At 65.2% G+C, this 14,552-nt stretch carries 8 protein-coding genes; 6 read left to right on the forward strand and 2 right to left on the reverse strand.

Annotated features, from left to right (window positions below; all coding sequences use genetic code 11):
• Window positions 1-62 precede the first annotated feature (62 nt).
• Window positions 63-1,529: an adenosylhomocysteinase gene (gene ahcY / locus K8R92_12370; protein ID MCE9620687.1), complete on the reverse strand. Its 1,467-nt coding sequence runs from the start codon at window positions 1,527-1,529 to the stop codon at window positions 63-65.
• 262 nt (window positions 1,530-1,791) lie between these two features.
• Here ahcY and ptsP point away from each other — a divergent pair, with 262 nt between their 5' ends.
• From ptsP to K8R92_12395, 5 genes are all read left to right on the forward strand, one after another.
• Window positions 1,792-3,549: a phosphoenolpyruvate--protein phosphotransferase gene (ptsP, locus tag K8R92_12375; protein MCE9620688.1), complete on the forward strand. Its 1,758-nt coding sequence runs from the start codon at window positions 1,792-1,794 to the stop codon at window positions 3,547-3,549.
• Window positions 3,550-3,782: 233 nt separating this feature from the next.
• Entirely contained in the window at window positions 3,783-6,896 is a 3,114-nt protein-coding gene (locus K8R92_12380) for an Rne/Rng family ribonuclease (protein MCE9620689.1), read from the forward strand.
• Window positions 6,897-6,902: 6 nt separating this feature from the next.
• Window positions 6,903-8,132 (forward strand): 1-deoxy-D-xylulose-5-phosphate reductoisomerase, encoded by a 1,230-nt coding sequence (dxr, locus tag K8R92_12385; protein ID MCE9620690.1) that lies wholly within the window; start codon window positions 6,903-6,905, stop codon window positions 8,130-8,132.
• Window positions 8,133-8,166: 34 nt separating this feature from the next.
• Window positions 8,167-10,290, forward strand: a complete 2,124-nt coding sequence (locus K8R92_12390) for a site-2 protease family protein (protein MCE9620691.1) — start codon at window positions 8,167-8,169, stop codon at window positions 10,288-10,290.
• 7 nt (window positions 10,291-10,297) lie between these two features.
• Complete coding sequence (locus K8R92_12395) at window positions 10,298-11,017, forward strand: SDR family oxidoreductase (GenBank protein ID MCE9620692.1); 720 nt, start codon at window positions 10,298-10,300, stop codon at window positions 11,015-11,017.
• Window position 11,018: 1 nt separating this feature from the next.
• On the opposite strand, the gene smpB is transcribed toward K8R92_12395, so the two are convergent.
• Window positions 11,019-11,501, reverse strand: a complete 483-nt coding sequence (gene smpB / locus K8R92_12400; GenBank protein MCE9620693.1) for an SsrA-binding protein SmpB — start codon at window positions 11,499-11,501, stop codon at window positions 11,019-11,021.
• A 206-nt stretch (window positions 11,502-11,707) separates the two neighbouring features.
• Between smpB and K8R92_12405 the strand changes: the two genes are divergently transcribed.
• Complete coding sequence (locus K8R92_12405) at window positions 11,708-14,545, forward strand: hypothetical protein (GenBank protein MCE9620694.1); 2,838 nt, start codon at window positions 11,708-11,710, stop codon at window positions 14,543-14,545.
• The last annotated feature ends 7 nt before the right edge of the window (window positions 14,546-14,552 follow it).

A 14,552-nucleotide genomic window follows, 5' to 3' on the forward strand; every position in this document is an offset into this window, starting at 1 on the left:
GCGCAAGAAAACACCCGGACAAGATCCGGGTGTCTTCCACTTGCGTCATGAATGCGTAAGGATCAATACCGATAGTGATCCGGCTTGTACGGACCTGCCACCGGCACGCCGATGTAATCGGCCTGGTCCTTGCGCAGCTCGGTCAACCTCGCACCAAGCTTGCCAAGATGAAGTCGGGCCACCTTCTCGTCCAGGGTCTTGGAGAGCGTGTAGACCTTCTTCTCGTACTTCTTGTGGTTCTGGAAGAGCTCGACTTGGGCCATCACCTGGTTGGTGAAGCTGGTGCTCATCACGAAACTCGGGTGACCGGTTCCGCAGCCGAGGTTCAGCAGTCGACCTTCTGCAAGCATGATGATGGAGCGGCCGTTGGGCAGCTTCCACTCATCCACCTGCGGCTTGATGTTGACCTGCGTCGCGCCCTTGATCTTCTTCAGGCCCGCCATGTCGATTTCATTGTCGAAGTGGCCGATGTTGCCGACGATGGCCTTGTCCTTCATCTTGAGCATCTGCTCGCCCGTGATGATGTCCTTGTTGCCGGTGGCGGTGATGAAGAGATCGGCGGTCGCCAGCACATCCTCGAGCGTGACCACCTCATAGCCCTCCATGCAGGCCTGCAGCGCGCAGATCGGATCGATCTCGGTGACCTTCACGCGGCAGCCCTGGCCGCGAAGGCTCTGGCAGCAGCCCTTGCCCACGTCGCCGTAGCCGCACACCACCGCGGTCTTGCCGCTGAGCATTACGTCGGTTGCGCGCATGATGCCGTCCACGAGCGAGTGTCGGCAGCCGTAGAGGTTGTCGAACTTGCTCTTGGTGACCGCGTCGTTGACGTTGATCGCCGGGAACAACAGCTCGCCGCTCTTCTGCATTTCGTACAGGCGATGGACGCCCGTGGTGGTCTCCTCGCTCACGCCGAGAATGGCCTGGGCAAAGGGCTTCCAGTAGCCCGCGTTGGTCTTCTGCAGATCGGCAAGCAGTTGAAGCACAACCTTGAACTCCTCATTGTCGGTCGTGTCCGGCGACGGGACCTTGCCTGAGTTGTTGAACTCAAGTCCCTTGTGCACCAGCATCGTTGCATCGCCGCCGTCATCCAGAATCATGTTCGGACCCTTGCCGTTGCCCCAGTCCAGGGCGCGCCAGGTGCACCACCAGTATTCCGGAAGCGACTCGCCCTTCCATGCGAAGACCGGAATGCCCTTGGGATTCTCAACGGTCCCCTTCGGGCCGACCGCCACCGCCGCGGCGGCGTGATCCTGCGTTGAGAAAATGTTGCAGCTCGCCCAGCGCACTTCGGCGCCGAGGTCGACCAAGGTCTCGATGAGGACCGCGGTCTGAATGGTCATGTGCAGGCTGCCGGTGATGCGGGCGCCCTTGAGCGGAAACTTTCCCTTGTACTGCTCGCGCGTCGCCATCAGGCCGGGCATCTCGTGCTCGGCGAGCTCGATCTCCTTGCGGCCGAAGCGCACGGTGTCGGCGCTGAGATCCTTCACCTTGAAGGGCACGTTGCTGGTCAGCGGCAATCCGGTGTTCATGAAGGTGGTGGTGGTCGCGTTCTTGGCGGTCGAAGTCGTGGCGGTGGCGTTCACGGTCGGGCTCCCAATGGGGTGAAAGGTCGACGGAGAAGGCGGACTTCCGCATTCATCCGTTTATCCGGATACACGGACAGTCTAGCTGGAGTCCTTGGCGCTGTCCACCCTGGGAAGGGCGGGATTGCTACCTTTGCGGCGGCTCCGATCCGCTTGATCCGTCTGGCATTTCCCAGGCCATCACGCCGGTCGCATCGCCAGGAACGACATGGAACGAATCAAAGGCATCGCCGCCAGTCCCGGCATCGTGTGGGGCAAAGTCCTCCTCCTTGGCAAGGCGGAGACCCACGTTCCGCGGCGGACGATTTCCGAAAGTGAAGTCGCGGGCGAGCTCGAAAAACTGAACCAGACTCGCGAGGTCGCCGCCCGCGCCCTGATCCAGCTCCGACAGCATGCCGAGCGCGAGCTGGGCACCGAGGCCGCCAAGATCTTCGCCTTCCATGAGGGCATGCTGAATGATCGCTCGCTGATTGATCCCATCGAACAGTCCATTCGGTCCGGCCGGCAAAACGTCGAGGCGGCCGTCAACGATCAATTCCAAAAGCTCTCGCGGCAATTTCGCTCCATGGGAAACGAAATTTTCGCCGCCAAGGCGGATGACATCCTCGACCTGCAGCGCCGCGTGCTGGGCCTGCTCATGGGCGAGGAGGAGGACCGCCTCGAGCGCCTCAACGAGCCCACCATCGTCGTGGCGCACGAGCTCACCCCCAGCCAGGTCGCCGCCGTGCCGCGGAGCAAGGTCATCGCCTTCGTCACCGAGGCGGGCGGACTGACCGGCCACACCTCGATCGTCTTCCGCGCCATGGGCGTTCCCGCCATCGTCGGATGCCAGGACATTGCCAAAAAGCTGCAGGATGGCGATGAAATCATCGTCGACGGCGACGCCGGCGAGATCGTGCTCAAGCCGAACGCCGAGATCAAGCTGGCTTTCGAGAAGCGCGCCGCCGAGATCGCCAAGGTGCGCCTGCTCTTCGAGGAGAACGACGCCCTCGAGGCGGTCACCACCGACGGCACGCGCATCATGCTGCTGGGCAACATCGAGTTCCCCGCCGAAGTGGAGAGCGTGCTCAAGCACGGCGGCGATGGCGTGGGCCTCTACCGCACCGAGTTTCTTTTTCTCACCAGTGACAAGCCCCCCGATGAGGAGGAGCAGTTCCAGGCCTACAAGAACACCGTCGAGATGCTCAAGGGCCGCCCCTGCACGCTGCGCACGCTCGACCTGGGTGCCGACAAGATGACCCAGGGCATGCTGAGCGAGCCGGAGCGCAACCCCTTCCTCGGCCTGCGCAGCATCCGCTACAGCCTGCAGCACCAGCCGATGTTCAAGACGCAGCTTCGCGCCATCCTCCGCGCCAGCGCCTTCGGCCCGGTGCGGATCATGTTCCCGCTGGTCAGCACGCTGATGGAGCTGCGGCAGGCCAAGCTGATCGTGCGCGACGTCATGGAGGAGCTCGAGGAGGAGGGCATCGCCTTCGACCCGCAGCCCAAGATCGGGATCATGATCGAGGTGCCCAGCGCCGCCCTCATGGCCCGCACCTTCGCCACCGAGGCGGACTTCTTCTCGATCGGAACTAACGACCTGGTGCAATACACGTTGGCGGTCGACCGGGGCAACGAGCGGGTGGCGAACCTCTACACCGCGGCCAGCCCGGCAGTGCTGTATCTGGTCAAAAACGTCATTCGGGCGGGCCGATACGCCAACATTGAGACCAGTCTTTGCGGCGAGATCGCCGGAGACCCGGTTTTCACCATGTTGCTCATTGGCATGGGTTTGCGTACACTGTCAGTCGTTCCAGGACAGATTCCCGCGATCAAAAGAGTGATTCGCTCTGTAAACCTTGAACTTTGCGAACGCCTCGCCCGAAAGGTCGGCTCGTTCGACTCCGAACGGCAGATTCACACGAGTCTCCGCGACGAGTTACGAAAATTAGACCCCGCGAACTTCGGCGGCTGGGCCACGGCCTGAGCCACGCGGGACAACAGGAACTCGACTCTGCCTTTGACTGCATGAGGTCGCCCCCGAAAATTTCGGTGAGGTGCGGCCGAGACGGTCAACAGAGTCAATGGCGGAACGCTCATGATGTGCGATCAACCCAATCTCAGTTACCCGGGGAATTCTTCCCGAAGCGGCTGTGAACTGGACATCGTTCGCCACTAGCGCCCGCCACGTACCGCCGCGAATCGCGGCAGGATTGACACGTGGTAGAACCCATCGACCCCAAAGACACGCCGTCCGAGACCCCATCGCAACATTTTTCAGAGGCTGAGAGCGGCCCCGAGGCCGAAGCCGCCGCGGACGAAATGTCCCCCGGCCAGATCTGGACTCCCTTCGAGGAGACCTCATCCCAGCAGCTTCGACAGCCTGTGGTGGATGCCGCGGACGAGGCCGGCGATGCATCGTCGACCGAGGCCGTTGACGCCGAGGCGGAAACCGCCGACGCCGACGAATCCGAGAGCCGCGACATGCTCGAGGCGGGCGAGGAAGCTTCTTCCGAGACCGAAACCCTCGAAGAGGTCGTCGAACTCGAGGAAACCGCCACCGGCGATGCCGCCGAAGGAACCGTCGAGGCGGCTTCCGGAGAAGCGGCCCCTGAAGGCCAGGCTCCCAAGACCATCAAGCGCCTGGTGAAGCGTCGCGAGGCCCCCAAGCTCCGCGACACCATCATGATCGTGAACGAGGCCCCTGGCGACGAGTGCCGCGTGGCCTTCGTGCGCGGTCGCCGTCTCGAGTCCTATTTCGCGGAGCGCGTGGCCTCAGCCACCAATGTGGGCAACATCTACAAGGGCCGCGTCACCAATGTGGAAGCCGCGATCCAGGCCGCCTTCGTCGACTTCGGCGAGGGGCAGAACGGCTTCCTTCACATCAGCGATCTGCATCCAAAATATTTCCCCGGCGGCGACAAGGGCGAGAGCGTCGGGCACAAAATCCCGCGGCGCGACCGCCCGGCAATCCAGGATTGCGTGAAGAAGGGCCAGGAGATCACCGTGCAGGTGATCAAGCAGGGCATCGGCACCAAGGGTCCGACGCTCACGAGTTACCTCAGCGTGCCCGGCCGCCTGCTGGTGATGATGCCGGACATGGACAAGGTCGGCGTCAGCCGCAAGGTGGACGACGAGCAGCAGCGCCGCGAGATGCGCAAGATTCTTGATTCGCTCGATCTGCCCGAAGGCTTCGGGTTCATCCTGCGCACCGCGGGCTTCGACCGCAGCCGCACCGAGCTGCAGCGCGACGCCGCATATCTGCAGCGCCTGTGGCAGGCGATGGCCAAGCGGATCGACTCCGTGGGCGCTCCCGCCGAGCTCTACACCGAAAGCGACATTCTGCTTCGCACTGTCCGCGAAATGGTGGACGAGACCGTCAGCCACATCATCGTGGACAACGAAGCCGCCTGGCAGCGCGTGACCGCGTTCCTGGAGGTGGTCTTCGCCAAGGACGCTCCCAAGGTGCTCTTCTACGACCGGCCGGCGCCGATCTTCTCGGCCTTCGACCTGGACCGCCAGATCGACAGCATCCACAGCCGCGAAGTGCCGCTGCCTTCGGGAGGCGCGCTGGTGATTGATCAAACGGAAGCGCTGGTGGCCATCGACGTCAACAGCGGCAAGAGCCGCTCGGCGCGCGACAGCGAGACCAACGCCTACAACACCAACAAGGAGGCGGTCGACGAGATCTGCCGCCAGCTTCGCCTGCGCGACCTGGGCGGACTCGTGGTGTGCGATCTCATCGACATGCGCATGCCGCGGCACCGCCGCGACATCGAGGCCCGCATCCAGGAGCACCTGAAGAAGGACCGCGCCAAGACCACCGTGGCCCCGATCAGCGCCTTCGGCATGATCGAGCTCACGCGTCAGCGCATGCGGCCGAGCCTGCGCAAGGCCCACTACATGGACTGCCCGCATTGCGCCGGTTCCGGCGAAGTGCGGCTTCCCGATTCGACCGCCGCCGACGGACTGCGGCAGATTCAGCTGCTGCTGAGCTACCCGCAGATCCACCGCGTGGAGATGGTCTGCGGAGTGCGCGTGGCCAGCGTGATTCTCTCGACGCGGCGCCAGCAGCTTGTTGAGATTGAGCGCGACTCCGGCAAGCGCATCGACATCCGCATCAGCGAGGCCATCGCGGGCGACCGCGTGGACCTCTACGCCTACGACGAGCGCAACGCGGACATCGAGATTCCGCGCCTCTCGCATCTCTCGGCCCCGCGCCTGGAGGATCTGCCCACCGAGCCGCCCGAAATGGACGAGAGCGCCCCGACCGATTCCGGCCGGGACGACGACGATGGATCGCGCGGCCGCGGGCGCGGCCGCCGCCGTCGACGAAAAGTCCTGCCGGCCGACGCCACCGCCATGTTGATGAGCGGCGCCTTCGACGACCTTCCTGAGATCGTCGAGGACGAACCCGCGGTCATCGACGAGGTGCGCGCCAAGGAGCTTGAGGAGGGCGAGTCCTCCGACGATTCGTCCGAGGAGTCGCAGGGCTCCGACGGCGGCTCGCGCCAGCGATTTGACGGCCGGCGCGATCAGCGCGGCCGAGGACGCGGACGCGACAACAACCGGCGGCAGGATCGCCCGCGTGGCGACCAGCCTCGCAGCGATCAATCTCGTGGCGATCAATCTCGCGGTGATCAACCCCCGCGTTCACCGCTTCAATCGGCGGGGCGGCCGGAAGGCCTTCCCACGGTCGAAGGCGAACCGAGCGAGGGCGCTGCCCCGCTTGATCCCAATGATGCTTCCGGCCATCGCGAAGGCGCTCCCGGCAATCGCGAGGGCGGTCCCCGTCGTCGTCGAGGCCGTCGCGGCGGACGCGGTCGTCGCATGGGCGGCGAAGCCGTCGCCGGATCCAATCTCAATGGCGATGGCGAGCCGTCAGGCGAGGGTGCAGCGGAAGGATCAACCGATGCCTCCGCCACCGGAGGCGATCACCCGAATGCGCCGCACACGCCGCGCGATCCCAACGCGCCCGAAGGCGACGGTCCGCGCGGCCGCCGTCGACGGCGTGGCCGCGGACGCGGCGGGCGCGACCAAGGCCAGGGCCAGGGTCCCAACGCGGGACCGGTGATCTATCCCAACGCTGCCCAGCGATCCGCTGCACAGCCCGGCTTCAATCCCAGTTCGAATTCCGGTTCTTCCCACGGCGCGCCGGCTCCGGCAAGAGTCCCGTCGGGCAATGTGGCGCCTGCGAACGTTTCGGGCAACACCGCCTCGTCGCAACCCTCCGCCGATGGCCAGAAGAAAACCGGATTCCTGCGCAGCCTCTACGGCGCCGCCCGGCGCGGCCTCGCTCCCGGCGCGGCCAAAGACGCGCAGCGGAAGGAATAGCCGGACATGGCCGCGACTCGACCTGCGCAACGGTTGATCGTGCTCGGCTCGACGGGCTCCATTGGAGCCAGCACGCTCGAGGTCGTCTCTCATTTCGCGTCGATGCCCCCATCCGCGAACGCACCCCAATTTCAGATCGTCGGCCTCGCCGCCGGACGCAACGCACCCAGCCTCGCCAAGCAGGCCCGCGATTTCCAGGTTCCCAACCTCGCCCTGCTGGATGCCGAGGCCGCAAAACAACTCAAGGGCTTCGACTCGGTCCGCAGCGGACCCGACGCCGCGCTGCAATTGATCCGGGACATCGCGCGCCCGGGCGACCTGGTCGTCGCGGCGATGGTGGGATTCGCGGGGCTCGCTCCCACGCTGCTGGCGCTGGAGCGCGGATGCACCGTGGCGCTGGCGAACAAGGAAACTCTCGTGGCCGCCGGCTCATTGATGACGGCTGCCGCCAAGCGCGCCGGAACCCTTCTTCTGCCCGTCGACAGCGAGCACAGCGGTCTGGCCCAGTGTCTGCGCAGCGGCGCCCGCGAGGAGATCACCCGCGTGGTGCTCACCGCCAGCGGCGGGCCCTTCCGGACCTGGTCGCACGAACGGACCGCCGGCGCGACCGTCGAGGAGGCGCTGAACCATCCCACCTGGAAGATGGGGCCCAAGGTCACCATCGACAGCGCGACCCTGATGAACAAGGCGCTGGAGATCATCGAGGCGCACTGGCTCTTCGATCTGCCCGCCGAGCGCATCGACGCGATCGTGCATCCGCAAAGCGTGGTGCACGCCATGATCGAGTACGCCGATGGAAGCGTGATCGCGCAGATGTCGCCGCCTGACATGAAGCTGCCGATCCAGGCCGCGCTCTGCTGGCCGCAGCGCCATCCCGGCGTCGCCAAGAAACTGGACTGGAGCGCCCTCAAGGCGCTCGACTTCCACGCCATCGACCATGAGCGCTTCCCCGCCGTCGAGCTGGCCCGCCAAGTCATCCGCCAGGGCGGCACGGCCGGCGTCACCCTGAACGCCGCCAACGAGGTCGCGGTCGAGGCCTTCCTGAATCACGAGATCCGCTTCGGCGAGATCGGCCGCATCATCCAGAGGACCATGAAAGCCCTGCCGGCGCGCCCGATCCAGCACTTGAGCGACGTCGAGGCCGCCGACCGCGAGGCCCGGCGCCACGCGCGAACCCTGGTCGACGCCGCGGCGAACCTCCAGGCGAAGCGGCCCGAGGCCGCCCGTCCCCGGTAACTTCACGCTCGCCCCGAAAGGCGGAACCTAGCCAGTGGAATTCCTCACCAACACCTCCAACATCGCCCTGATCGTGGTCGGCTTCGGCCTGCTGATCGCCATCCACGAGTTCGGCCACTTCCTGGCGGCGCGCTGGGCCGGCATCCGTGTGGAGTCCTTTGCCGTGGGCATGGGACCGACCGTGCTCGCCTTTCGGCGCGGGCTCGGCGTCCGCTTCGGGAGCACGGCACCGCTGATCAAGACCCGCTTCGGCAGCGAGCCGGAGAAGATTCCCACGGCCCAGTTGCATGCCGAAGGCGTGGGCGAGACTGAATATTCACTGCGCCTGCTCCCGATCGGCGGCTTCGTCCGCATGAAGGGCCAGGAAGACCTCGACCCCAATGCCAGCAGCCACGCGGTGGACGGTTACGGCAGCAAGCCCGTGTGGAAGCGCATGATCGTGGTGAGCGCCGGCGTGGTCTGCAACCTGATCACGGCGGTTGCGCTCTTCGTCATCGCTTTCCTCATCGGCGTGCGCTTCGAGGCGCCGATGATCGGCGCCGTGCGCCCGGCGAGCCCCGCCGCCAGCGCCCGCAGCCTCGACGGCGGCGCCGACGGCCTGCTGCCGGGCGACCGCATCGATTCCATCAACGAGGAACTGACCCACACCTTCGCCGACATTCAGATCGACGCGGCGATGAGCCGACCTGAACACCCGCTGCGGCTCCAGGTCACGCGGGCGGGACAATCCAAGCCGCTCGCCTTCGAGGTGGCGCCCACCAAGGACGGGCCGAGCGGACTGCTGAGCCTGGGCGTGTCGCCGGCACGCGGCGGCATGCTCGCCGACCAGAAGGAAGTGGCGCCGCTGGTCGAGAGCATCCTGACCCGAATCGGATTGAGCGCCGCGGGCGTGACGCCCGGCTCCGTGCTTGCGCAGATCAACGGCGCGCCGATCTCCAATGCCGAATCCCTGGACTTGGCCTTCGAGCAATCCGGCGGCAAGCCGGTCTCCACCACCTGGATCCTGCCCTCCGATCCGAAGCGCACCGTGACCGCGACGATCGCCCCCGAGCCGCAGTTTGAAAGACTTTTCCCCGCGGATCCGGCATCCGCCGAAGGCGTCGACTCCGATCTCGGCCTCATCGGCCTCTCGCCGCTGGTGCGCATCAACACCGTGCAGCCGGAGAGTCCGAACCAGGGACTGCTCAAGTCCGGCGACATCATTCTCTCCGTCGATGATCGCAGCGGGCCGCGCATGGATGAGTTCCGCGCGCGGATCCAGAAGAACGCCGGCCGTTCGGTGAGCCTGAAGGTGCTTCGCGGCGCGGAGACGCTCTCGATCGACGCGCGCGTGGATCGCCAGGGACGGCTCGACGTGCTGGTGGGGCCGGCGTGGAACCTGCTGGTCTCGGCTCGTGCCATCGACCAGGTGCTGGTGAATCCGCTTGATCCCAAGAACGGCCAGAGCGCGGCGACGCCCGTCGCGCCGCTGGAACTTCGCCCCTGCACGCGGATCGTTTCCCTGAACGACATCCCCCTTGATGATTGGGCCTCCTTCCGCGACGCGCTGTGGGTCGCCACCGCCGACGCGCTGGGCAAACATGAAGCTGCCACGCTGAGCCTTGCGTTCCAGAACATCGAGCCCGGTTCACCGGTGAAGAACGCCAGCGTCACGATCGGCGCCGACGCCATCGAGCGGATCCACAAGCTCGGCTGGACCAGCCCGCTTCCCAGCGAACTCTTCGAACCGGAGATGATCACCCGCAGCGCCAACGGCAATCCCCTGCTCGCGGCCTCGATGGGATTCACGGAAACCAAGAAGCTCGCCCTGCTCACCTGGCTCACGCTCGACCGCCTCGCCCGCGGCACCGTGGGCGTGGAGCAGCTGCGCGGCCCGGTCGGCATCGTGCACGTCGGCACCCGGGTCGCGGACCGCGGCATGACCTACTTGCTCTTCTTCCTAGCCATGATCAGCGTCAACTTGGCGGTGCTGAACTTCCTGCCGCTGCCGATCGTGGACGGCGGCCTCTTCCTTTTTCTGGCCTACGAAGGATTCTTCCGCCGGCCGCCGAGCGTGCGCTTCCAGAATGCGGCCACCTTCGTGGGCCTGGCCTTCCTGGGCGGCCTCTTCGTCGTCACGTTCTACAACGACGTGATCCGCCTCTTTTCCGGCAGTTGATTCCTCCATGGAGCCCCGGAACGCAATCGTCACGCTCATCACCGGCGCGGGTTCGGGCATCGGCCGCGCGTGCGCGCTTCAGCTCGCCCGGCGGAAGCACCACCTGGTGCTGGCGGGGCGCACTGAGAGCAAGCTTGCCGACGCGGCCGACGAGATCCTCGCCTTCGGATCCGGTGAGGTCATGATCGCCCGCGCCGACATCTCCGATCCGGCACAGGCCCGCAGCGTGGTCGACCAAACTCTGGAGCGCTTCGGCCGTGTCGACAATCTGGTCAACGCCGCCGGCGTCGCGGCGCTGGCGCCGATCGAGAAGACCACCAAGGAACTTCTGAGCGACACCTTCGCCACCAACACCTTCGGACCGGCCTACCTGATCGCCGCCTGCTGGCCGCGCTTCCGAACCCAGAAGTCGGGCTGCGTGGTGAACGTCAGCTCGCTCGCGTCGCAGGATCCCTTTCCGGGATTCTTCGTCTACGCCGCCAGCAAGGCCGCGCTCGACTCGATGACCCGCAGCGTCGCCCGCGAAGGCGCCGCCCTGGGCGTGCGGACTTTCTGCGTCAATCCCGGCGGCGTTGAGACTCCCATGCTGCGCTCCCTCTTCAACGAGAAGGCGATTCCAAAAAACCAGACCCTGGCGCCGGAGGCGGTGGCCACGGTCATCGTGGATTGCATCGAGGGACGGCGCGAGAGCGACCAGGGCAAGATCATCGTGCTTTCCAACCCCTGACTCAGCGCCGCCGACCGGAGTCGCGCTCGATGTCGCGCTTCATTTCCTTTTCGCGGATCGCCGCACGCTTGTCCGCCTTCTTGCGCCCGACGGCCACGCCCACGAGCAGCTTGGCGACGCCGTTCTTGAAATAAACCTTCAACGGAACCAGCGATGAGCCCTTGGCTTGCATCGCGAAGGCAAGTTTTTTGATCTCGCTTTTGTGGGCCAGCAGCCGTCGCGTTCGCACCGGCGGATGCTGGCGATCCTTCCCCGCGGGCGGATACTCGGCCACATGGACACCATGCAATTCCAGTTGCGGCGGCGCCGCGCGGGCCATCACCCACCCTTCGGAAAGACTTATCTGACCCGTCCGGATGCTCTTGACTTCCGAGCCCTTGAGAACCATGCCGCATTCGAAAGTCTCGCCGATCATGAAATCATGGCGTGCCTTTCGGTTCTCAATCTCGGGTTCGTGGTTGTCTTTGGACACGTGTGGGCTCATCGGAGAATAGGGACAAGCTCAGGGGACAAATTTTTCAAGTTTTGAAATACAGTTTTTTTGGCACAAAATCCAAGATTATGTCAAGTTTTGCTTGCCATAGGGCGTGCATTGTGGCATTAATGAGGCCAGTGTTTGACTGCGCCGTCGCTGTATTCATGGCCATCCGTTCCTGAAGACCCAATAACTCACGAAAGATCAGAAGCACAATGATTCAGAACCGATTTTCGTTCCTCGCGTCCTCCGCTCTCCTCATCGCAACAGCGGCCTTCGCGGTCGCAGGCAACCAGGGCATCAAGGCCAACGTGCCCGGTCCCAAGATCGGCGGCATCGCCGGCGCAGCGATCGACCCGATCGATCCCGAAACCATTCGCGACCGCTTCGCGCGGGAATTCCCGGGCGGCGGACTGCTGGACATCGAGGGCTCGCTGCGGCGCGTCTATGGCGTGACCTTCTCCACCGGCGTTTCCCCCAGCGACAGCGCGGACAAGTTCATGCGCGATTGGTCGATGCTCTGGAAGGTTCCCTACTCGCAGCTCGAGAAGGTCGGACCCTTCGAGGATGGCGCCCACACGCTTCCGCTGGTCGCCTCCGACGACGGCGAGTCTTCGCTCTTCACCGCCGCCTATTTCCGCCAGCAGGCCGGCGGCGTGCCGGTCTTCCGCTCCCTGGTCTGGGGATTGGTCCGCAATGAGGACAGTTTCCCGATGGTGCTCGCCGGCGGAACGCTGCGCGACATCGGCAACATCGAGGACCAGATCGCGGGCCAGGATCTTGACATCGGCCACATCAACATCGGCGCCATCGGCGGCCAGGCCTTCAGCACCTTCCGCGCGGCCCCCTCGCTCATCTCCTCGCCCCGCTACGTGATCTGGGCGGGCCTCGACGAGGACGTCCAAGTGGCGCGACTCGCGGTCGAGTTCTCCGCCACCGGCGGCGGCGACATGGATCCGGACAACTACGAGAAGATGCTCTTCGTGGTCGACGCGTCCACCGGCGACATCCTCTACCAGGAAAGCCTGATCTATCACGGCTCCGTCTCGGGCCAGATCAATGAATTCGTCACCTCCGATCACAAGGCCGACACCTGCAGCGCCGAAACCACACGCGGCATGCCCTACGCCAAGGTGGTCATCGGCGGCACAACCTTCTACGCCGACGTCAACGGCGCCTTCTCCGGCACCTACGCCGGCACCGGCAATGTCACGGTGGCTCCCACCATGGCGGGCAAGTATTTCACCGTCACTCCCTCGACCGGCTCGCTGATCACGGTCAGCTCGCAGTCCGTCGCCAATGGCGGAACTGCGACCTTCACCTTCAACGCGGGCGCCGCCAACGCCGCGACCACGACCGCGCAGACCAACACTTACGAGATGGCCAACAGGGCCCGCGACATCTGCGTGGCTGCGGCGCCGAGCTACCCGACCGTCAGCACCCAGACCGGCTTCATCATCCGGCCCAACAGCAATGCGGGAACCTGCAACGCCTTCTATGACGGCAACATCAACTTCTATCTCGCCGGCGGCGGCTGCAACAACTCCGGCTTCGGCGACGTGGTGGCCCATGAGTATGGCCATCACCTCGTGCAGGTGGCCGGCAGCGGCCAGAGCCAGTACGGCGAAGGCATGGGCGACTGCGTCGGCGTGCTGGTCACCGACATCTCCGCCCTGGGCGTCGGATTCCAGTCCTGCGCCAGCGGCATCCGCAACGCCAGCAACACCTGCCAGTATTCGGCGGCGAGCTGCTCAAGTTGCGGCAGCGAAATCCACTCCTGCGGCCAGCTGATCTCCGGCTGCGTCTGGAATCTCCGCAATTCGTTCGCGGCAAGCTACCCGGCTGACTACCGCACGCGTCTGGCCTACCTGGTGATCAACTCGATGCCGCTGCACGCGGGCTCGTCCACGATTCAGAACGACATCACGATTGACTACCTCACGCTCAACGACACCAACGGCAGCCTTCTGGACGGCACGCCGGATTACTTCGCCATCGCCGCAGCCTTCAACGCCCACGGCCTGACCGCCCCGGCGCTGAGCCTCTTCACCATCACGCTGCCAAGCGGCGCACCGACCACGATCGATCCCGCGGGCGGCACCACGATGAACGTGCTGATGACCCCTGTTTCCGGCTCAGTGCTTGCCGGAAGCGAAAAGTTGTTCTACAAGGACAGCGCCGCCGGCGTGTACAGCTTTGCGCTGCTCACCCCGACTGGAACCAACACCTACCAGGCCACCTTCCCGGCGGCGATCTGCAACTCCACGATGCAGTTCTATGTCCAGGCGACCGCGACCACGGGTGGAACCATCATCACGCTGCCGGCGAGCGGCGGCGCGGGCCCCTTCTCGGCCACGGCCGCGATCTCCGCGAGCACGCTGATCTCCGACGACTTTGAAGGCGCCTCGACGTCCTTCACGATCGGCGCGGCGGGCGACACGGCCACCGCGGGAACCTGGTTCCGCGGGCCGGGCCTGAACGGCTGCGGCGGACCGACCACCTCCTACAGCGGCACCAAGGCCTTCATCACCGCCCAAGGAAGCTGCGTCGATGTCGACAACGGCAAGACCACGCTGCTGAGCCCGATCGTGGATGCCTCGACCGGCGATACGGTGGAGCTCTCGTACGCGATCTACCTGAGCTACAACGGTGCGACCCCATCCGACGATCCGCTGGAGGTCTTCATCTCCAACGACGGCGGCTCCAACTGGGTCCTGGCCGCCTCCTACACCACGGCCACGGCCTGGAGCCTCAAGCACGTGAACGTGCTGAGCTTCCTGCCCGCGACCAACCAGATGCGCGTCAAGTGGGTCGCCCAGGACAACGGTTCCGACAACGTGGTTGAGGCCGGCGTGGACAGCGTCACCTTCAAAAGCGTGCTCTGCTCGGCGGCCGTGTTCGGCGATCTTGACGGTGACGGCATCGTCGATGGCGCGGATCTTGGCCTCATGCTGCTTGATTTCGGCCCCTGCCCGGGCTGCCCGTCCGATCTGGACGGCTCCGGCGAGGTCGACGGCGGCGACATCGGACTTCTGCTGCTGAACTTCACTTGATGCTCGA

It is taken from the genome of Planctomycetota bacterium (genome assembly GCA_021414025.1).
Classification (GTDB): Bacteria; Planctomycetota; Phycisphaerae; order Phycisphaerales; family SM1A02; genus SYAC01.